The 21983-nt window shown below is 65.6% G+C and carries 13 protein-coding genes; 11 read left to right on the top strand and 2 right to left on the bottom strand.

What is annotated here, in order from left to right:
• Positions 1–365: 365 nt before the first annotated feature.
• The 6 genes from XH83_RS17935 to XH83_RS17910 all read left to right on the top strand — a co-directional run bounded on the left by XH83_RS17935 (position 366) and on the right by XH83_RS17910 (position 11583).
• Positions 366–5570, top strand: a complete 5205-nt coding sequence (locus tag XH83_RS17935; protein ID WP_194402149.1) for an alpha-2-macroglobulin — start codon at positions 366–368, stop codon at positions 5568–5570.
• A gap of 11 nt (positions 5571–5581) precedes the next feature.
• Positions 5582–7804: a penicillin-binding protein 1C gene (pbpC, locus tag XH83_RS17930; RefSeq protein ID WP_371746085.1), complete on the top strand. Its 2223-nt coding sequence runs from the start codon at positions 5582–5584 to the stop codon at positions 7802–7804.
• Positions 7805–7854: 50 nt separating this feature from the next.
• A complete protein-coding gene (locus XH83_RS17925) occupies positions 7855–9597 on the top strand; it encodes a glycosyltransferase family 39 protein (RefSeq protein ID WP_194402148.1) in 1743 nt (580 codons plus the stop codon).
• Between the two features lies 1 nt (position 9598).
• A complete protein-coding gene (locus XH83_RS17920; RefSeq protein WP_194402147.1) occupies positions 9599–10444 on the top strand; it encodes a phosphatase PAP2 family protein in 846 nt (281 codons plus the stop codon).
• 66 nt (positions 10445–10510) lie between these two features.
• A complete protein-coding gene (locus XH83_RS17915) occupies positions 10511–11248 on the top strand; it encodes a glycosyltransferase family 2 protein (RefSeq protein ID WP_194402146.1) in 738 nt (245 codons plus the stop codon).
• On the top strand, positions 11245–11583 hold the full coding sequence (locus XH83_RS17910) for a lipid-A-disaccharide synthase N-terminal domain-containing protein (protein ID WP_038957186.1): 339 nt from the start codon (positions 11245–11247) through the stop codon (positions 11581–11583). The genes XH83_RS17915 and XH83_RS17910 overlap by 4 nt, the downstream gene beginning before the upstream one ends.
• Positions 11584–11592: 9 nt before the next feature.
• Here XH83_RS17910 and XH83_RS17905 read toward each other — a convergent pair whose 3' ends face one another.
• Together XH83_RS17905 and metC are read right to left on the bottom strand one after the other, a co-directional pair.
• On the bottom strand, positions 11593–13284 hold the full coding sequence (locus XH83_RS17905; RefSeq protein ID WP_194402145.1) for a Na/Pi cotransporter family protein: 1692 nt from the start codon (positions 13282–13284) through the stop codon (positions 11593–11595).
• 179 nt (positions 13285–13463) lie between these two features.
• Positions 13464–14648 carry a cystathionine beta-lyase gene (metC, locus tag XH83_RS17900; RefSeq protein WP_194402144.1) on the bottom strand — a complete coding sequence of 395 codons (1185 nt, stop codon included), beginning with the start codon at positions 14646–14648 and terminating at the stop codon, positions 13464–13466.
• Between the two features lie 392 nt (positions 14649–15040).
• Between metC and XH83_RS17895 the strand changes: the two genes are divergently transcribed.
• The 5 genes from XH83_RS17895 to XH83_RS17875 all read left to right on the top strand — a co-directional run bounded on the left by XH83_RS17895 (position 15041) and on the right by XH83_RS17875 (position 21894).
• On the top strand, positions 15041–16057 hold the full coding sequence (locus tag XH83_RS17895; RefSeq protein ID WP_194402143.1) for an amino acid ABC transporter substrate-binding protein: 1017 nt from the start codon (positions 15041–15043) through the stop codon (positions 16055–16057).
• Between the two features lie 24 nt (positions 16058–16081).
• Positions 16082–17287 carry an amino acid ABC transporter permease gene (locus XH83_RS17890; RefSeq protein WP_194402142.1) on the top strand — a complete coding sequence of 402 codons (1206 nt, stop codon included), beginning with the start codon at positions 16082–16084 and terminating at the stop codon, positions 17285–17287.
• Entirely contained in the window at positions 17284–18804 is a 1521-nt protein-coding gene (locus tag XH83_RS17885; RefSeq protein ID WP_194402141.1) for an amino acid ABC transporter permease, read from the top strand. Before XH83_RS17890 ends, XH83_RS17885 begins: the two co-directional genes overlap by 4 nt.
• Positions 18805–18815: 11 nt before the next feature.
• On the top strand, positions 18816–19553 hold the full coding sequence (locus XH83_RS17880; protein ID WP_194402140.1) for an amino acid ABC transporter ATP-binding protein: 738 nt from the start codon (positions 18816–18818) through the stop codon (positions 19551–19553).
• A gap of 100 nt (positions 19554–19653) precedes the next feature.
• Positions 19654–21894: a tetratricopeptide repeat protein gene (locus XH83_RS17875; protein ID WP_194402139.1), complete on the top strand. Its 2241-nt coding sequence runs from the start codon at positions 19654–19656 to the stop codon at positions 21892–21894.
• Positions 21895–21983 lie beyond the last annotated feature (89 nt).

Raw genomic sequence — 21983 nt, 5'->3', positions numbered from 1 at the left:
ACCATGCCATTATGAAAAATATCATCCTTCGCCAAGCCTGAACCGAACCGTTTTCCTCAATGGCGCGACAAAGCGAGACGGTGGCATGTCAGGGTGCCGGGTTGAGCGGCAGCGGACTGGACGATGGATCACATCGCCGGGAACGCTGGCCAGCTTCCGGGATGTGGCCGCCGGACGACGGGTCAGGTATTGCTGCGCCATCAGGACGGCGTGCACAGCATTATCTCGATCGGTCTCCTCTGGGCTTGCCTTTTCATGGCGAATGCGACGATTTGCACCTTTGGTTCCATCGCCTTGAGTCCGTCACCTTTCCGCGCATTTCATGCTGCCTGCGGGCGGCTGTCCGCGATTTCCGGGAGTCCATCATGATCGGTCTTGTTCGCGCCGTCACATTCTGCGCCACGCTGGCGCTCGGCCTTTGCGCGGCGCAAGCCGCAGACAAGGCGTTCAAGCGCGACGACCTCGCCGATTCCGCGATCAAGCTGGAGGCCCAGATCAAGAGCGAGGCGGGGCCGATCGCCAAGACCAATGCGACGCTGAAGACGGACGCCGACGCCGCTTTCCGGCGCAATGATTATCGCACGGGGCTATCGGTGCTCGGCCAGATCGCGGCCACCACGCCGGAAGACACCGGCAACTGGCTGCGGCTCGCCAAGGTGATCTTCCAGATCTCGCCGAAGAGCTCGAGCGAGCAGACCTTCCTGCTGGAGCGCGCCTCGACCGCGGCCTATATCGCCTACCAGCGCGCCGGCAATCCGGGCGAGGAGGCCGACGCGCTCGCCGTGCTCGGCAAGGCGATGGCCGAACGCAAGCTGTGGCGGCCGGCGCTGGATGCGCTGCGGTTGTCGCTCGACATGCGCGAGGTCGCCGACGTCCGCGGCCAATACGAGAAGATGCGCGACGAGCACGGCTTCCGGCTGCTCGACTACACCGTGGACTCGGATTCGGCGAGCCCGCGCGCCTGCTTCCAGTTCTCCGAGGAATTGGCCAAGCGCACCGACTTCGCGCCGTTCCTGGCGCTGGCGGGCCAGGACAAGCCGGCGCTGTCGGCCGAGGGAAAGCAGCTCTGCGTCGACGGGCTGAAGCATGGCGAGCGCTACAACATCAATTTGCGCGCCGGTCTGCCGTCCACGGTGAAGGAAGGCCTGCCGAAATCGGCCGAGTTCAATATCTATGTGCGCGACCGTAAGCCTTTCGTGCGTTTCACCAGCCGGGCCTATGTGCTGCCGCGAACAGGCCAGCGCGGCATTCCCGTGGTCAGCGTCAACACGCCCGCGGTCAACATCAACGTGTTCCGTATCGGTGACCGCAACCTGATCAACACGGTGGTCGACAGCGACTTCCAGAAGACGCTGTCCAAGTATCAGCTCAGCGATCTCGGCGACGAGCGCGGCGTGAAGGTCTGGACCGGTGAGCTTGCGACGGCGATGACGCTGAACCAGGACGTCACCACGGCGTTCCCGGTCGACCAGGCGCTCGGCGAGCTCCAGCCCGGCGTCTACGTGATGACGGCGGCCGCCAAGGGCCCGGGCTCGGACGACGAATACCAGCTCGCAACGCAATGGTTCATCGTCTCCGATCTCGGCGTGTCCGCCTATTCCGGCAACGACGGTATCCACGTGTTCGTCAACTCGCTGGCTTCGACCGATCCGGTCGGGAAGGCCGAGGTGCGACTGATTGCCCGCAACAACGAGATCCTGGCGACCCGCAAGACCGACGACAGCGGCCACGTCCTGTTCGAGGCCGGCCTTGCGCGCGGCGAGGGCGGTCTGTCGCCGGCGATGCTGACCGTCACCGGCGAGAAGGCCGATTATGCCTTCCTCAGCCTGAAGTCCTCCGCCTTCGACCTGTCCGACCGCGGCGTCTCCGGCCGCGTGGTGCCGGCCGGGGCCGATGCCTTCGTCTATGCCGAGCGCGGCGTCTACCGTTCCAGCGAAACCGTCTATCTTACCGCGCTGCTCCGCGACGGGCAGGGCAATGCCGTGACCGGCGGGCCGATGACGCTGGTGATCGAACGCCCCGACGGCGTCGAATTCCGCCGGGCCGTGCTGGCCGACCAGGGCGCTGGCGGCCGGACGCTGGCCGTGCCGCTCAATTCGGCCGTGCCGACCGGGACCTGGCGGGCACGCGCGTTCACCGATCCGAAGGGCTCTTCGGTCGGCGAGACCACCTTCATGGTCGAGGATTACGTTCCTGATCGGATCGAATTCGACTTGTCTGCCAAGGACAAGCTGATCAAAGCTAACACTCCTGTGGAGCTTAAGGCGGACGGCCATTTCCTCTATGGCGCGCCGGCCTCGGGCCTCGCGCTCGAAGGCGATATGCTGATCGCGCCTGCGTCCGAGCGTCCCGGCTTTGCCGGCTACCAGTTCGGCGTCGCCGACGAGGAGACCAATTCGAACGAGCGCACGCCGCTGGAGAACCTGCCGGAAGCTGACGCCAATGGCGTTGCGACCTTCCCGGTGACGCTGGACAAGCAGCCGGCCTCGACCCGCCCGCAAGAGGCCCAGATCTTCGTGCGGATGGTGGAGACTGGCGGCCGCGCCGTCGAACGCAAGATCGTGCTGCCGGTTGCGCCCAGCGTGGCGCAGATCGGCATCAAGCCACTGTTCGGCGACAAGAACGTCGCCGAGGGCGACAAGGCCGAGTTCGACGTCGTGTTCGTCTCGCCCGAGGGTGAGCGGCTGCGCCGCGACGGCCTGCGTTACGAGCTCCTGAAGATGGAGTCGCGCTACCAATGGTATCGCCAGAACAATTACTGGGAGTACGAGCCGGTCAAGTCGACCTCGCGCGTCGCTGACGGTGACGTCGCCGTTGCCGCCGACAAGCCGGCGCGCATCTCGCTCAGCCCGCAACCCGGCCGCTACCGGCTCGACGTGAAGTCGAACGATGCCGATGGCCCTGTCACCTCGGTGCAGTTCGATGTCGGCTGGTATTCCGACGGCAGCGCCGACACGCCGGACCTCTTGGAGACCTCGATCGACAAGCCGCAATACGCCTCCGGTGACACCATGACGGTGTCGGTCAATGTCCGCAGCGCCGGTAAGCTGACCATCAACGTGCTCGGCGACCGCCTGCTCACGACGCAGACCATTGACGTCAAGGAAGGCACCGCACAGGTGAAGTTGCCGGTCGGCAAGGACTGGGGCACCGGCGCTTACGTGGTGGCGACGTTGCGTCGTCCGCTGGATGCCGCCGCCCAGCGCATGCCGGGCCGAGCGATCGGGCTGAAATGGTTCGGCATCGACAAGCAGGCCCGCACGTTGCAGGTGAAGCTGTCGCCGCCGGCGCTGATCCGGCCGAATTCGGCACTGAAGATTCCGGTCAAGCTCGACGGGCTCAATCCGGGCGAGGACGCCAAGATCGTGATCGCCGCGGTCGATGTCGGCATCCTCAACCTCACCAATTACAAGCCGCCGGCGCCGGATGATTACTATCTTGGCCAGCGCCGCCTGAGCGCCGAGATCCGCGATCTCTATGGGCAATTGATCGACGGCATGTCCGGCACGCGTGGTCAGATCAAGTCCGGCGGCGATGCCGGTGCAGGCGAATTGCAGGGCTCGCCGCCCACGCAAAAGCCGCTCGCGCTCTATTCGGGCATCGTGACCGTCGCCGCTGACGGTACCGCGGAAGTCAGCTTCGACATTCCGGAGTTCGCGGGTACCGCGCGCGTGATGGCGGTGGCGTGGACAGCCACCAAGCTCGGCCGCGCCAACACCGATGTGGTGATCCGCGACCCCGTCGTGCTGACCACGACCCTGCCGCGCTTCCTGCTCAACGGCGACCACGGCACGGTCAATCTCGAGATCGACAATGTCGAGGGCCAGGCCGGCGACTACGTCATCAACGTGAAGACGGGCGGGCCGGTAAAGATGTCAGGCAATCCCGCAACCACGGTGAAGCTCGCCGCCAAGCAGCGCAATTCGTTCTCGCTCGCGGTCGACGCGACCGCGGCCGGGCAGGCGACGCTCGACGTCGACATCAAGGGGCCGAGCGGCCTGACGCTGGCGCGCCATTATGCGTTCGACGTCAAGGCGGCGACGCAGGTGCTGGCGCGGCGTTCGATCCGGACGCTCGCAAAGGGCGAGAGCCTGACGCTGACCTCGGACATGTTCTCCGACCTCGTGCCGGGCACCGGCAGCGTCTCGGTCTCGGCGAGCCTGTCCACCGCGCTCGATGCGGCGACGATCTTGAAGGCGCTCGACCGCTATCCCTATGGCTGCTCGGAGCAGATCACGAGCCGCGCCATGCCGTTGCTCTATGTCAACGACTTGGCTGCCGGCGCGCATCTCGCGATGGACACCGAGGTCGACCAGCGCATCCGCGACGCGATCGAGCGGCTCCTGGCCCGTCAGGGCTCCAATGGCTCGTTCGGCCTGTGGTCGGCGGGCGGCGACGATGCCTGGCTCGATGCGTACGTGACGGATTTCCTGACCCGTGCCCGCGAGAAGGGCTTTACGGTGCCGGACGTGCTGTTCAAGAACGCGCTGGACCGTGTCAGAAACTCCGTGGTCAACGGCAACGAGCCGGAGAAGGACGGCGGGCGCGATCTCGCTTACGGCCTCTACGTGCTCGCCCGCAACGGTGCGGCGCCGATCGGCGACCTCCGCTATCTCGCCGACACCAAGCTGAACAATCTCGCGACGCCGATCGCGAAGTCGCAGCTTGCGGCGGCGCTCGCTCTGGTCGGCGACCGCAACCGCGCCGAACGGGTCTATGGTGCCGCGCTCGACAGCCTCGCGCCAAAGCCGGTGCTGGAGTTCGGCCGCACCGACTATGGCTCGCAGCTGCGCGACGCCGCGGCCCTGGTGTCGCTTGCGAGCGAAGGCAACGCGCCGAAGGCGACGCTGACGCAGGCTGTGTCGCGGGTCGAGACCGCGCGCGGGCTGACGCCCTACACCTCCACGCAGGAGAATGCGTGGCTGGTGCTGGCGGCGCGCGCTCTCGCCAAGGAGAACCTGTCCATGGAAGTCGACGGCCAGCCGGTCAAGACTGCGCTCTATCGCAGCTACAAGGCGGATACGCTGAGCGGCAAGCCGCTCAAGATCACCAACACCGGCGATGCGCCGGTGCAGGCGGTCGTCTCGGTGTCGGGCTCGCCGGTGACGCCGGAGCCGGCGGCCTCGAACGGCTTCAAGATCGAGCGCAATTACTTCACGCTTGACGGCAAGCCCGCCGATATCAGCAAGGTGAAGCAGAACCAGCGCTTCGCGGTGGTGCTCAAGATCACCGAGGCGAAGCCCGAGTACGGCCACATCATGGTGTCCGACTATCTGCCGGCCGGCCTCGAGATCGACAACCCGAAGCTGGTCTCGTCGGGCGACAGCGGCACGCTGGACTGGATCGAGGACGGCGAGGAGCCTGAAAACACCGAGTTCCGCGACGACCGCTTCACCGCCGCCGTGGACCGTGCCTCGGATTCCAAGGCGGTGTTCACCGTGGCCTATGTCGTGCGCGTGGTCTCGCCCGGCAAATACGTGCTGCCGCAGGCCTATGTCGAGGACATGTACAACCCCTCGCGCTATGGCCGGACGGGCACGGGCAGTGTCGAGGTGCGGGCGGCGAAGTGAGTGGTGGTTGAATGAGCGCAACGGAGCCGCATACTCAGTCGTCACGCCCGGGCAAGAGCGCGAAGCGCGTCTTCGCGCAGATGCCCCGGGCATCCACGGCCGCACGGGCGGTGGGCGACGGCGTGGATGGCCGGGTCAAGCCCGGCCATGACGGTCAGAGAGGGCGGTTTGCCTTTCGGGTCCTGTCGGTCGCTGCGTTCACCTTCATCCTCGCCATCATCGGCTTGGTCGGCTGGGTCTACTCTCTCGGCCCTCTGCCCCTCGACGAAGCGCGACAAGTCTCCACCACGATCGTCGATCGCAACGGCAAGCTGCTGCGCGCCTATGCGATGGCGGATGGCCGCTGGCGGCTGCCGGTCGATGCCAAGGCCAATGTCGACCCGACCTACCTGAAATTGCTGCTCGCCTATGAAGACCAGCGCTTCTACGCCCATGATGGTATCGACCCGCTGGCGCTGGGGCGTGCTGCGCTCCAGCTCACGACGCGCGGCCACATCGTCTCGGGCGGCTCGACCATCAGCATGCAACTCGCCCGGCTGATGGAGCCGCGGCGGCAGCGTTCGCTCTATGCCAAGCTGCGGCAGATGGTGCGTGCGATCGAGATCGAGCGAACCCTGAGTAAGGAACAGATCCTCGATCTCTATCTCGCGCTCGCGCCTTATGGCGGCAATCTCGAGGGCATCCGCGCCGCCTCGATCGGCTATCTCGGCAAGGAGCCGAAGCGTCTGTCGCTGGCCGAAGCCGCGCTGCTGGTGGCGCTGCCGCAATCGCCGGAGACGCGCCGGCTCGACCGCCATCCCGAGGCCGCGCGCAAGGCCCGCGACCGCGTGCTCGACCGCATGGTCGAGGAGCAGGTGGTCAGCGCAGACGACGCACGGCAGGCCAAGGCCGTGCCTGTACCGAAACTGCGCAAGCCGATGCCGATCCTGGCGCCGCATGCGTCTGACACTGCGCTATCGACGGTCAAGGACAAGCAGGTCATCAAGCTCACGCTCGATGCGAACTTGCAGAAGGTGCTGGAGCCGCTGGCGCGCGACCGCGCCCTTGCACTGGGCGCGAACATCTCGGTCGGCATCATCGTGATCGACAATGAGAGCGGCGACGTGCTCGCCCGCGTCGGTTCGGCCGATTATTTCGACGAGAGCCGGGCAGGGCAGGTCGACATGACCCGCGCGATCCGTTCGCCGGGCTCGACGCTGAAGCCCTTCATCTACGGGCTCGCCTTCGAGGACGGCTTCGTTCATCCGGAAAGCCTGATCGACGATCGTCCCGTCCGCTTCGGTTCGTACGCGCCGGAAAATTTCGACATGACCTTCCAGGGCACGGTGCCCGTGCGGAAGGCGCTGCAATTGTCGCTGAACGTGCCGGCGATCGTGCTGCTCGACCGCGTCGGCTCGAGTCGGCTCGCTTCGCGGCTGCGCCAGGCCGGCGGCAATCTCGTGTTGCCCAAGGACGAAGCGCCGGGGCTTGCCATGGGGCTCGGCGGCGTCGGCGTGACGCTGCAGGATCTCGCCCAGCTCTACGCGGGCTTCGCCCGTCTCGGCACCACAAAGCCGCTGCGCGAGGTCATGGCTGATAAGGACGACCGCGAGCCGCTCCGGCTCTTGGATCAGGTCGCGGCCTGGCAGGTCGGCAACGTGCTGTTGGGAACGCCGCCGCCCGAGAACGCCGCGCACAACCGCATCGCCTTCAAGACCGGCACCTCTTACGGCTATCGTGACGCCTGGTCGGTCGGGTTCGACGGCCGGATGACCATCGGCGTCTGGGTCGGGCGGCCCGATGGCGCGCCGGTTCCGGGCCTGATCGGACGCGTCGCCGCGGCCCCGATCCTGTTCGATGCCTTTGCCCGCACCGGCAAGACGCTGGTCCCGTTGCCGAAGCCGCCTAGGGGAACCCTTGTTGCCAGCAACGCCAAGCTGCCGCTGCCGCTGAAGCGGTTCCGCCCCGTCGGCGAGTTGGTGCGGACCGGCCGCGAGCAGACGCTGCACATCCAGTTTCCGCTGAATGGTTCGCGGATCGATGTCGATCGCTCCGGAGGGCAGGAGAGTGCGGCAATGCCGGTCAAGGTCGCCGGCGGCGTTCTGCCCATGACCGTCATGGTTAACGGCACGGCGCTCGGCGAGATCGACGGCCGCCGCCAGCGGCTGATCGATCCACCCGGTCCCGGCTTTGCGCGGCTCACCGTGATCGATGCCACTGGCGCCGCGGACACAGTCGTCATTCGAATTCAATGAACCTGCCTCAAGCGGTTGTGGCGATGACGGTTTCAGCGTAAGCGGAACCAATGGCCGAGACCTATCCAGCCCCCCGTTTTGGAGCGCCCCGCGAGCCGAAATCGCCCGCAAATCCGGGCAGCCGGCTCGTGCGCATGCTCGATGTCGTGACAGTCAGCCACGCCCGCGCCGTCGCCTTCCTGCTGCTTTGCGCACTGCTGTTGTTCCTGCCGGGCTTCTTCACGATCCCGCCGATCGATCGCGACGAGGCGCGGTTCGCCCAGGCCACCAAGCAGATGGTCGAGAGCGGCGACTATGTCGATATCCGCTTCCAGGAGGACGTCCGCTACAAGAAGCCGGTCGGCATCTACTGGTTGCAATCGGCGACGGTGGAAGCGGCCTCGATGCTCAAGCTGCCGAAAGCCGAATTGCGGATCTGGGTCTACCGGTTGCCGTCGCTGTTCGGGGCGATCGGCGCCGTGCTCATGACCTATTGGGCCGCGCTGGGCTTCGTCACGCGGCGCGCCGCGGTGCTGGCGGCGCTGATGATGTGCGCTTCGGTGCTGCTTGGCGTCGAGGCGCGGCTCGCCAAGACCGACGCGATGCTGCTGCTCTGTGTGGTCGCCGCGATGGGGGCGATGGCGCGGGCCTATCTGTCCTGGCAGCGCGCCGAGGACGAGACCCATCCGCCCTGGAGCTGGCCCGCGATCTTCTGGACCGCGCTTGCCGTTGGCATCCTGATCAAGGGTCCGCTGATCCTGATGTTCGCAGGGCTGACCATCGTCGCGCTGGCGATCCAGGACCGCGACGCCTCCTGGCTGTGGAAGCTGCGCCCGGTCTGGGGCCTGATGTGGATGCTGGTGCTGGTGCTACCCTGGTTCGTCGCGATCTTCTGGCGCGCGGGCGATGCCTTTTTCGCCGATTCCGTCGGCGGCGACATGCTCAGCAAGTTGGGCGCCCAGGAATCCCACGGCGCGCCGCCCGGCCTTTACCTGGCGCTGTTCTGGATCACGTTCTGGCCCGGCGCGCCGCTGGCGGCGATGGCGGCGCCCGCGGTGTGGCGGGCGCGGCGTGAGCCCGGCGCGCAGTTTCTGCTGGCCTGGCTGATCCCGTCCTGGATCGTGTTCGAGGCGGTGCTGACCAAGCTGCCGCATTACGTGCTGCCGCTCTATCCGGCGATCGCCATTCTCACCGCAGGCGCCGTGGAGCGGCGCGTGCTGTCGCGTTCCTGGCTGATGCGTGGTTCGGCCTGGTGGTTCGCGATCCCCGCGGCCGCATCGATCATCGCGGTGGTCGGCGCTGTGATGCTGACGCGGCAGCCGGCCTTCGTGGCCTGGCCGTTCATCGCGGCGTCCCTGATCTTCGGCCTGCTTGCCTGGTGGCTCTACGACAACAATCACGCCGAGCGCTCGCTGCTCAACGCACTGGTTGCGGCTTTGATGCTGGCGGTGACGGTGTATGGCATCGTGCTGCCCTCGCTGGTGCCGCTGTTTCCCAGCATCGAGGTTGCCCGCGCGCTCCGCAACGTCACCTGCGTCGGGCCCAAGGCGGCGGCGGCGGGCTATCACGAGCCGAGCCTCGTGTTCCTGACGGGCACCCAGACGCTGCTCACCGACGGCTCGGGCGCGGCGGATTTCCTGCGGCAGGGAAGCTGCCGGTTTGCGCTGATCGAGCAGCGCTCGGAGCGCAGCTTCGTGCAGCGTGCCGAGGCGATCGGACTGCGCTACAAGGTCGGGACCCGTATCGACGGCTATAATTTCTCGCAAGGCCGCGCGATCTCGATCGCGATCTTCCGTTCCGAAGGCACCGAATAGGATGCCTGTTACGACCAGCCCCGCGCCGCGTCCGGGCTATCCCGCGCAATTGCTCGCCGTCTCGAAGCAAGCGCTGGCGCAGCTCGTTCGCACGCCCTCGCATTCACGCCGCGCGGAAGCCGCGCGAAAACTGGCGCGGCATTCGCTGTGGCTCAGCGCGGCAGGCGCAGCCCTCGTCATCGTGCTGATGGTCGCCTTCGACCAGACCGAGATCCAGTTGATGCCCGCGCGCGGCACGCCCAGCCTGTGGCCGATCCGCATCCTCACCGATTTCGGCAAGGACGAGTATCTGCTCTCGGTGCTGGGGGCCGCGCTGGTGGTGTTGGCGCTCGTTGCGGCAGGACTGCACGGGACTCGCCGCGCGCTGCTGCTAGGTCTCGGCACGCGGCTGCAATTTGTGTTTCTGTCGATTGCCGTGTCGGCATTCGTTGCCGAGATCCTGAAATACATCGTCGGTCGCGGACGCCCCTTTGTCGGCGGCAAGGCCAATCCGTTCAACTTCGTCCCGTTCGAGGGGACGGGGGCCTATGCCAGCTTGCCGTCAGGCCATGCCGTGGCCGCGTTCGCGCTGGCCTTTGCGGTATCGGCATTGTGGCCACGCCTGCGCGTGTTCATGTTCACTTACGCAATCGTGATCTTGCTGACGCGGCTGGTGCTGGTCGCGCATCACCCGAGCGACGTCGTGGCCGGCGCCCTGATCGGCACGGTCGGCGCCATGGCAGTCCGCTACTGGTTCGCGGCCCGAAGGCTGGGCTTTGCCATCCGCGCCGATGGCACCATCGTGCCGCTTACGGGAGCGGTCTCGGGACGCCTCAAAAGGGTTGCCCACGGGGCATCCGCCCCATAAAAGCGGCTGCCTGCCGGGGCCGCCGGTTCCCCGAAGGGCAGGCCAATTCCAACCACGAGTCTCGATTTGTCGACGTCCCAGCCTTCGGTCTCCATCGTCGTTCCCGTGCGCAACGAAGCCGACAACATCGCGCCGCTGATCGCGGAGATCGGCGCGGCGCTCGACGGCCGCTGGGCCTACGAGATCATCTATGTCAACGACGGCTCGACCGATGCGACCGGCGAACGGATCGCGGCGCTGATGGCGCAGCGGCACAATCTGCGTCAGCTCCGCCATGCCAGATCGGGCGGCCAATCCGCGGCCGTGCGCAGCGGCGTGCGCGCGGCGCGCGGGACGATCGTGGCGACGCTCGACGGCGACGGCCAGAACAATCCGGCCTTCCTGCCCGACCTGATCGCCGCGGTCGAGAAGGGCGCAGGGCGCGTCGGCCTCGCTGCCGGACAGCGCGTCGGACGCAAGGACACCGGCTTCAAGAAATTCCAGTCGCGCGTGGCCAACGGCGTCCGCAACGCCATCCTGAAGGACGGCACGCGCGATACCGGCTGCGGGTTGAAGGCATTCCGGCGCGAGGTTTTCCTGATGATGCCCTATTTCGATGGGCTGCATCGCTTCCTGCCGGCCTTGGTCCGCCGCGAAGGCTACGACATCGCCTATGTCGACGTGATCGACCGGCCGCGCCATTCCGGCGTGTCGAACTACGGCTTCTTCGACCGGCTGTGGATCGGCATCATGGATCTCGCCGGCGTGTGGTGGCTGATCCGCCGCAAGAAGCCGACACCAGATGTGACTGAGGTGAACGCATGATCATCCAATACGGTCAGGCGCTGAGCAATTATCTCTACGACGTCTTCGTCGCCAAGTTCGATTTCTGGCTGGCATTCGGCCTCGTCGCGCAGCTGTTCTTCACCGCGCGCTTCCTGGTGCAGTGGATCGCGAGCGAGCGCGCCGGCAACAGCGTGGTGCCGATGGCGTTCTGGTTCTGCTCGATGGGCGGCGGGCTGATGACGCTGGTTTACGGCGTCGTGAAGCGCGAGCCGGTCATCATCCTCGGACAAGCCTTGGCGACGATCATCTATATCCGCAACATCATGCTGATCATCAAGAACCGCGGCAGGGCCTCGAAGACGCTGGAGCGCTGAGCAGAGGCGCTAGCGCGGCAACGCCGAGGCCGCGCCCGAGGCGGGCAGGGCGGCCGTCTCCGCCTCGGTCCTGCGATAGGGCACGCCCGCCGCGTCCAGCACGGGGTAGGCGACCGAGCAGATATGCGAATGGATGCGCCTGAGGTCGCGCAGCACGTCGAGATGCAGCGACGTCGTTTCGATGGTTTCAGGGCGGCCCTCGCGCAGGCGGTCGAGATGGCGCTCGACCGCGGCAAGCTCGGTGTTGCGCAGCGCGGTTTTCTCCACCAGCAGCTTGCGCGCCTCGTTGGCGTCGCCCGACATGAAGACGCCGAACGCGATCCGCAGCGAATCCATCGTGCGCTTGTGGAAGGCGGCGAGCTCGTCGGCCCCTTCCGCCGAGAACTGGAAGCGCCGCTTGATCTTCTTGGTCGCGAGCTCGCTCAGGCTCTTGTCGATGATGTCGCCGATATGCTCGAGGTTGATGGCGAAGGAGATGATCTCCATCGCGCGCCGTCCTTCGCTCTCGTCGAGGCTGCCCCGCATCAGCTTGGTCACATAGAGCTTGATGGCCTCGTCGAGACCGTCGACGAAATTGTCCATCTTCGAGACCTGGTCGACCAGCGCACGATCGCCCGTCATCATCGCGGCCATCACCTTGCGCAGCATGACCTCGACGAGATCGCCCATGCGCAACGTCTCGCGGGCGGCGTCGGCGAGTGCCAGCGACGGCGTCTCCAGCGCGGTTTCGTCGAGATAGCGCGGCTTGGCCGGGTCGGCCTCCTGCACGCGATCCGGCAAGAGGCGGGTGAGCAGGCGCGACATGGCGTCGAGCAGGCCGATGAAGAGGACGGCCGTACCGACATTGAAGGCGATGTGGAAGGCCGCCGTCATCTTGGCCAGATCGGGCTGCCAGGCGTGCATGTGCTCGGCGATCGGGCCGAGGAACGGCAGGACGAGCGCGATGCCGACCACGCGGTTGACGAGATTGCCGACCGGCAGGCGGTAGCTCGCGGGATCGTCGCGCTTGGCGCCCTCGAAGACGGGATTGATGGCGCTGCCGAGATTGGCCCCGAGCACCAGCGCCAGCGCTGCGTAGGGCGTGATGAATTGCGAATAGGCCAGCGACATGATCAGGAGCACGCTGGCGACGCTCGAATGCACCGCCCAGGTGACGAGGGCGGCGATGACGATGCACAAAATGGGATCGCCTGTGATGGCCGACATCACGACGCGGACGCCGGGCGCGTTCTCGGCTGGCGCCAGCGTGTCGAGCAGGATGTGCAGCGAGAGCAGCATCAGGCCGAGGCCGATGCAGACGCGGCCGATGTCCTTGATCCGCGAGCGCGGGCCGGAGCGGAACGCGACGAGGCCGAGCACGAACAGGACCGGCGCAACGGCTGCGATGTTGAACGACAGCACCTGCACGATCAGCGTCGTGCCGACATTGGCGCCCAGCATGATGGCGAGCGCGGCGGCGAGGCTGACAAGGCCTTCGGCCGCGAACGAGCTCGTGATCAGGGCGGTCGCCGTGCTGCTCTGGAGCAGCGCGGTGAGCCCGAGGCCGGCAGCAAAGGCGCTGACGCGATTGCTCAGCGCCTTGCCGAGCAGGCGCCGCAGGTCAGGGCCGAAAGCGCGCAGAATGCCGCTGTGGACCATATGCAGGCCCCACAACAACAGCGCCACGCCGCCCATAAGATCGAGCAGAACCAACGTTCCCATGCTCCGTCTGTCCGGATGAGAGTCGATTGGTGAGGCTAGCGCCAAATGCCTGGGGATCAAACCATTTGTTGGCGCGTCGGCGTTAACGTTTACAGGTGGCTGACGCTCCCGCGGCGCACGTCAGTGCGTCCGCTTCCGTCCGTTGCCGCGTGCGCAGGCGCAATGCCCTGTGAGCAAGCTCACATTGCTGCTTTGAGGGCAGCAAAGCCGCGATCGAGATCGGCCTTGAGATCGTCGACGCTCTCGAGCCCGATGTGCAGGCGCAGGGTCGGACCGCCCGGCGACCATTTGGTCGCGGTGCGATAGGCGTCGCAGTCGAAGGGAATCGCAAGGCTCTCGAAGCCGCCCCAGGAAAAGCCCATGCCGAACAGCTTGAGCGTGTTGAGCATGGTGTCGACCGCCTTCTGCGGCGCCGGCTTCAGCACGATGCTGAACAGGCCGGATGCCCCGGTGAAGTCGCGCTTCCAGATGGCGTGACCGGGATCGGTCTCCAGGCCCGGATGCAGCACGCGCGCCACCTCGAGTCGGCCGGCGAGCCAACGCGCCATGTCGAGGCCGGAGCGATGATGCTGCGCCAGGCGCACCGACAGCGTGCGCAGGCCGCGCAGCGCGAGGAAGACATCGTCGGGGCCCGCGCAGACCCCGAGCAGGCGGATGCCTTCGGAGACTATCGGCCATGCCTTGGCATTGGCCGAGATCGTGCCGAACATGATGTCGGAATGACCGCCGATATATTTGGTCGCGGCCTGCATGCTGATGTCGACGCCCTGGTCGAGCGAGCGGTGATAGAGCGGCGTCGCCCAGGTGTTGTCGTCGATGACGAGCGCGCCGCGGGCATGCGCCACCTCGGCGATGGCGCGAATGTCCGGCATCTCGAACGATTGCGAGCCCGGCGCCTCCACCAGCACCGCACGGGTGTTCGGCTTGAACAGCTTCTCGATGCCGGCGCCGATCAGCGGATCGAAGTAGGTGGTCTCGACGCCGTAGCGGACCAGCATGCCGTTGCAGAAATTGCGCGAGGGCCGGTAGACGTTGTCGACGACCAGAACGTGGTCGCCGGCCTTCAGCACCGAGAGCAGGGTGGTGGAGATCGCCGACAGCCCGGACGGCACGATGCCGACGCCGGCGCATTGCGGCCCCTCCAGCGCCAGCAGCGTCTCCTGGAACGCCTTGGTGGTGGGGGAACCGTGCCGGCCATAGGTGAACTCGCCGCGATGGGCGTGCAGATCCTCGGCGGTCGGATAGAGCACGGTCGAGCCGTGGAAAACCGGCGGATTGACGAACCCCTTCTGCGCCTTGGTGTCGCGGCCGGAGGTGACCAGCCGGGTCTCGGCCTGCTGCTCTTGGGGGTGCGAGGAATCCATGCGTCTGCTTTCAAAACCGCGTTTCCGCTCGGGCGTGGCGCCTGAGGGGCCGGCCGAAAGGCCGCTGACGTTAATAACAGAACACAGAAGAGTCCCGTCAACCCCTTGACCCGGCACGCCAGTCGTTCTGAGATGCGCAGGTGCTATTCAGTCGCCGCATGTTGAGGGGCCTGCCGCGACCTTCGATCCATCGTCTGACCGAACCTTGCGCCACAGCCGAACAACAGGGCGGGCGCCAGCGGCGGGGATTAAGGTATGGCCTCCCGGGATCGGCGAATGTTCGGCAAGGTTTTCCAGCATGACTCTTGCAGGGCTGGTCTTGATACGCCCGGCCCGGCAGGGTTGATCCTGAGACAACGTTCCTTGAGACGACTTTGAAAGGCCCAAAGCCCATGAAACGCGTAACCCTGGCTATCACTTTTGCTCTCGCCGCCGGTCTGTCCGCCCAAACCGCTGATGCGCAAACGCTCAAGACCGTCAAGGACCGGGGCATGCTGTCCTGTGGCGTCAGCCAGGGCCTGCCGGGCTTCTCCTCGCCCGACGACAAGGGCAACTGGACCGGCCTCGACGTCGACGTCTGCAAGGCGATCGCCGGGGCGATCTTCAACGATGCCAGCAAGGTCAAGTACGTGCCGCTGTCCGCCAAGGACCGTTTCACCGCGCTGCAATCCGGCGAAATCGACGTGCTGTCGCGCAACACCACCTGGACCATCTCGCGTGACACCTCGCTCGGCGCCAACTTTACCGGCGTGACTTATTATGACGGGCAGGGCTTCATGGTGAAGAAGTCGCTCAAGGTGAATTCGGCGCTCGAGCTCAACAGCGCCTCGGTCTGCGTGCAGACCGGCACCACCACCGAGCAGAATCTCGCCGACTACTTCAAGGCCAACAACATGAAGTATGAGGTGATCGCGTTCGGCACCAACGACGAAACGGTCAAGGCCTATGAGGCCGGGCGCTGCGACGTCTTCACCACCGACCAGTCCGGCCTCTACGCCAATCGCCTGAAGCTCGCCAATCCCAATGAGCACATGGTGCTCCCCGAGATCATCTCGAAGGAGCCGCTCGGCCCGATGGTGCGCCACGGCGACGACCAATGGTTCGACATCGTGAAGTGGTCTCTGTTCGCGATGCTCACCGCCGAAGAGCTCGGCGTGACCTCGAAGAACGTCGACGAGAAGGCCAAGCTGGAAAATCCCGAGATGAAGCGCGTGCTCGGCACCGACGGCAATTTCGGCGAACAGCTCGGGCTGACCAAGGACTGGGTGGTGCGCATCGTGAAGGCGGTCGGCAATTACGGCGAGGTGTTCGATCGCAATGTCGGCGCAGGCTCGCCGCTCGGCATCAACCGTGGCCTCAACAATCTCTGGAATAAGGGCGGTCTTCAGTACGCGCCGCCGATCCGCTGACCGCCCTCCGCTGGCAGCGGCAGCATGACCACCGAGGCCCGAAAACCGCCGCCCCAGATCGCGCTGAAGATCAGGCGCCTTCTGGGCGGCAAGGCAGGCTGGAACGGCATCGCCGTCCAGTTTGCCTTTGCGGCGATCCTGGGCTGGATCGGCTATGAGATCGTCTCCAACGCCCGCGCCAACCTCGAAAACCAGCACATTGCCGCCGGTTTCGGCTTCTTGCGCAACAATGCCGGCTTCGACGTCAACCAGACCCTGATCTCCTATACCGGCTCGGACACGTTCCTGCGCGTGTTCGTGGTCGGACTTTTGAACACGCTCATCGTCTCGGTGGTGGGTATTTTCTTCGCCACCTTGATCGGCTTCATCGTCGCGCTGTGCCGGCTCTCGCCGAACTGGCTGCTGTCGCGCGTCGGCGAGATCTATGTCGAGATCATCCGCAACCTGCCGCTGCTGTTCCAGATCCTGTTCTGGTACCTCGCGGTGCTCGCGGCCCTGCCCAATCCGCGGCAGAGCATCTCGCTGTTCGGCATTGCCTTTGTCAGCAATCGTGGCCTCGTCGTCCCCAGCCCGATCGGTGAGAGGGGCCTCGAGCCGTTCCTGGCGGTGCTGGCGCTCGGCATCGTCGCGTCCTTGGCCTTGCGCTTCTATGCCCGGCGCGCCTTATTCCAGGAAGGGCGGATGATCCGCATCTGGCCCTATGTGCTGGGTCTGCTGGTCGGTTTGCCGCTTGCCACCATGCTGGTGTCGGGTTTGCCGTTCACGTTCGAGCTGCCGCAGCTGAAGGGCTTCAATTTCGCCGGCGGCTCGCGCATCATTCCGGAGTTCGTGGCGCTGACGCTGGCGCTGTCGACCTATACCGCCGCCTTCATCGCCGAGATCGTGCGCGCCGGCATCCTGTCGGTCCACAAGGGGCAGATGGAGGCGGGATCGTCTCTGGGCCTCAGCCGCGGCACCACGCTCCGGCTGATCGTCGTACCGCAGGCCATGCGCGTGATCGTGCCGCCGCTGACCAACCAGTACCTCAATCTCACCAAGAACTCGTCGCTGGCGGTCGCGATCGGCTATCCTGACCTCGTCTCCGTGTTCGCCGGCACATCGCTGAGCCAGACCGGGCAGGCGATCGAGATCATCGCCATGACGATGGGCATCTATCTGCTGATCTCGCTGCTCACCAGCGCGATCATGAGCGTCTACGGTTGGCGCGTCAGCCGGAGTTTGGGCGCATGAGCGATATCGCCTCCAGCAGCTTCGTCCGTCAGGACCTGCTCACCGAGCGTCCTGCGCCGGTGAAGACCACGGGCTTCGTCGGGTTGATGCGGACGCGCCTGTTCAACTCGCCGACCAACATCCTGCTCACCATCGTGGGCGCGCTGCTGCTGTGCTTCACCATCGTTCCCTCGGTCAAGTTCCTGATGGTCGATGCGGTGTGGAGCGGCAAGGATCGCGCGGCCTGCCTCACGGAGAACGCCGGCTTTGCGGTCGGCGCATGCTGGCCCTACATCCAGGCCAAGCTGCCGCAATTGATCTACGGCTTCTATCCCGAGGCCGAGCGCTGGCGGGTGAACCTCACATTCGTGCTTGCGGTGATCCTGCTGGTGCCGCTGCTCGTGCCGCGTCTGCCGGCAAAGGGGCTCAACGCCAGCCTGTTCTTCCTCGCCTTTCCGGTGGTCGCGTTCTTCCTGCTGCACGGCGGCGGCATCAAGGGCTTTGGCCTCAGCTGGACGGCTGACGTGCTGCAGCTATTCGACGAGAGCATCGTCAATGCCGGCCAGGCCCTGCTCAATCTCAGCAAGACGTCCGCCGTCGCCCCGCTGCTGTGGGTCGTCGGCCAACTCGTCGTGCTGGTCGGCACGGTGATTTCCTGGCTGATCTTTCCGCTGACCTGGCTGCGCGACGAGATCCAGGGCACGGGCCAGTCAGTCTGGACCGATTTCGTCGTCACGTCCCTGGTCGTGTCGCTGATCGCGTTTGTCCTCGGCGGCGGCCTGCGGACGGGATGGAACGCGCTCGGATCGAGCATCGCCACCTTCATCGCCATCGCCGCCGTCATCAAGCTGATGGGGCTCGACCACGGCGGATTGCCGGTCGTGGCGACAAATCTGTGGGGCGGCCTGCTGGTGACGCTGGTGGTCTCCGTCACCGGCATCGTCACCTCGCTGCCGATCGGCATCGCGCTGGCGCTCGGCCGGCGTTCCACGATTCCGCTGATCCGGATCTTCTCGATCGCCTTCATCGAGTTCTGGCGCGGCGTGCCGCTGATCACCGTGCTGTTCTTCGCCACCTACATGCTGCCGCTGTTCCTGCCGGGCAACTTCACCGTCGACGGCCTCGTCCGCGCGCTGATCGGCATCGCGCTGTTCACGGGCGCCTACCAGGCCGAGAACGTCCGCGGCGGGCTCGCTGCGATCCCGCGCGGGCAGGGCGAGGCCGCGGCGGCCCTGGGACTGTCCTGGTGGAAGACGACCTCGCTGATCGTACTGCCGCAGGCGCTGCGTCACGTCATTCCGAACCTCGTCAACAGCTTCATCTCCCTGTTCAAGGACACCTCGCTGGTCTCGATCGTCGCGCTGTTCGACCTCTTGGGCTCGCTTCGCGCCTCGTTCTCGGATCCGAAATGGTCGACGCCCTCGACCGCGTTCACGGGCTTTGCCTTCGCCGGGATCATCTACTTCATCTTCTGCTTTGGAATGTCGCGCTACTCGCTGTTCGTCGAGCATCGCCTCAACGCTCACCGTCGCAACTGATCGAGGTCCCCATGTCAGACCCCATCGTCAAGATTTCCGGCCTCAACAAATGGTACGGCGACTTTCACGTGCTGCGAGACGTCGACCTCGATGTCCGCAAGGGCGAGCGCATCGTGATCTGCGGGCCCTCGGGCTCCGGCAAGTCGACGCTGATCCGCTGCATCAACGCGCTCGAGGAATTCCAGGAGGGCGAGATCGTCGTCGACGGCATCGAGCTCGGGCCCAACCTCAAGCACGTCGACGCCGTGCGCCGCGAAGTCGGCATGGTGTTCCAGAGCTTCAATCTGTTCCCACACCTCACGGTCCTCGACAATTGCACGTTGGCACCGATCTGGGTGCGCAACATCCCGAAGAAGGACGCCGAGGCGACCGCCATGAAGTTCCTGGAGCGGGTCAAGATCCCGCATCAGGCCAACAAGTTTCCGGGACAGATGTCCGGCGGCCAGCAGCAGCGCGTCGCCATCGCCCGCGCCCTGACGATGAATCCGAAGGTCATGCTGTTCGACGAGCCGACCTCGGCGCTCGACCCTGAAATGGTCAAGGAGGTGCTGGACACCATGGTGGACCTCGCCGGGGAGGGCATGACCATGCTGGTCGTCACCCACGAGATGGGTTTTGCCCGCGAGGTCGCCAACCGCGTGGTGTTCATGGATGCCGGCCAGATCATCGAGGCCAACACGCCCAACGAGTTCTTTGCGGCGCCTCAGCACGCCCGCACGAAACTGTTCCTGAGCCAGATTCTGCGGTGAACGCCCTGCATTCCCAGACCTCGCAGGTCTAGCCGCCCCACCAGCTTGGCACCATCCGAATCAGCTTTGCGTCCTTTCGGGCCATCCCCGGAGAGAGACCTTGCAGAGCAGTGTCGGCGCGCGCGCCTACCAGAATACGCGATTGGCAAAGAAGTTGAGGAAGCAGGCGGACGCCGTCATGTCCTTGGCGGTGGAGGCGCTCGGGCAGGGCAGATTTACGGAAGCCGAGACGCTCTGCCGCGAGATCGTGAAAGAGGTTCCGGACCACTTCCACGCCACGCACCTGCTCGGCCTGCGCGCCTATGAGGGCGGGCGGCTCGAGGAGGCGCGGCGGCTGCTTGAACGCGCGGTCGAGCTCGATCCGCGCTCGCCTGATGCCCATGGCAATCTCGGGGCCGTGTATTTCGCGCTCGATAAGTTCGAAGGCGCCCGCGCCTGCCAGGAGAAAGCCATTGCACTGAAGCCGAATTGTCCGATCACCCTGACCAATCTCGGCAATACGCTGCTGAACCTCGGCCTCGGCGAACAGGCGATCGGATTGCACGAACGAGCGGTCAGGCTGCGACCGGACTATGCCGATGCATTCTGCAACCGTGGCATGGCAGAGCTGATGATCGGCCGCTTCGCGCGCGCCAAGGAGAGCTTCGACCGCGCCCTCGTGTTTCAGCCGCGGCATGCGGAAGCGCTCGCCGGCAAGGGCATGGTGTGCATCGAGCTTCGGCACTACGCGGAGGCGGAAGCCGCCCTCGCGGCAGGGCTGGCGATCAAGCCGGGTTCACCTCGGATTCTGGCGCAGCGCGGACGGCTGAACTTCGATCTGTACCGGCTGGAGCAGGCGGCGGTCGACTTCGATGCAGCGCTGGTGCAATCGCCGCGGCTCGAGCTTGCGCTGCGCGGGAAGGCGCAAGTCAACCTTCTGCTGGGGAACACGACGCAGGCGATTGCGGCCGTCAAGACCCTGCTCGAAGACAATCCGCGATCCGATTACGCAATCGTGCTTCTCGGCGCCTGCCATGCGAACCGGGGCGACGTCGCGACGGCGCTCGAGCATCTCGACGCGGCGCTCGAGATCTCGCCGGATTATGCGGATGCCATCGCGCGCAAGATCTTCATCCTGGATTATCTGTCGGAAGCCGATTTCACGGTCCAGCAAGCGGTGCGGAAATCCTGGTGGGACGCGATCGGTGCCCGGCTGCCGCAAAGGACACTGCAGCCCCCTCAGCTCGATCCGGACCGGCGGATCGTCGTCGGCTATGTCGCGTCGGAGTTCAGGAACCACTCGGCAGCGTTCGCCCTATTGCCGGTGCTGCGCCATCATGATCACACGAGGTTCGAGATCGTCTGCTATTCCTGTTGGCCGTTACAGGACGAGATCACCGAGAGGTTCAGGTTGCTCGCAGACGTCTGGGTCGACGCCGCGCAGCTTTCGGACGAGGAACTGGCCGATCGCATCCAGGCCGACCAGATCGACATTCTGATCGACGTGTCCGGACACACGGCCGGCAACAGGCTCGGCGTCTTTGCCCGCAAGCCTGCACCGATCCAGGTGACGGGTTTCGGCCACGCCACAGGCACGGGCCTTCAGACCATGGACTACGTACTCGCGGATCCCACCTTCATTCCGCAATCGGCCCGGCATCTGCTGGCCGAAAAAGTCCACGATCTGCCGTGCCTTATCACGATTGATCCAATCCTGGATGTGCCGCCTTCGGATCTTCCCATGCTCCGCAACGGCCATGTGACCTTCGGCGTGTTCAATCGCATCTACAAGATCTCGGATGAGGCGATCCGGGTGTGGTCGAAAGTGATGCGCGAGGTGACGGGTTCGAAGATCGTCATCAAGCACGGGCTGCTCGATGATCCGCTGTTGCGCGACGGCCTGATCGCGCGGTTCGTGGCCCACGGCATAGCCGAAGAGAATATCACTTGCCTCGGCTCGACCACGCGCCACGAGCATCTGCTGGCCTTTGCGAAGGTCGACATCTCCCTCGACACGTTCCCGCAAAATGGCGGCATCAGCACCTGGGAATCCCTCTATGCGGGCGTTCCCGTCGTCGCCAAGCTCGGCAAGGGCGCTTCGGCGCGGGCCGGCGGCTCCATCGTGGCGGCCGTCGGCCTCGATGATTGGGTCGCCGAGGATGACGACGGCTATGCCGCGATCGCATGCAAATACGCGGCGCAGCCCGCTCACCTGGCGAGGTTGCGCGCTGATCTTCCGAGGCGGATCGCAGCCTCGCCCGCCGGCAACGTCGAGTTCTACACGCGAGAGGTCGAAGCGGCCTACCGCGGGTTCTGGCGCGATCATTGTGCCGGCGCCTCGAAACGCGGCGAGACGGCATAGTCCGATCTTGCGCTGAGCCCCGGGAAATCCCGGGGGCGATGTTGGTCCGCTGGACCGAACGGCCAGGGGCGCGAATCAGCTAGACTCGG

It is taken from the genome of Bradyrhizobium sp. CCBAU 53351, assembly GCF_015291745.1.
Taxonomy (GTDB): Bacteria; Pseudomonadota; Alphaproteobacteria; order Rhizobiales; family Xanthobacteraceae; genus Bradyrhizobium.
The sequence above is the reverse complement of the archived record's forward strand: the minus strand, read 5'-3'. Positions and strand labels throughout refer to the sequence as shown.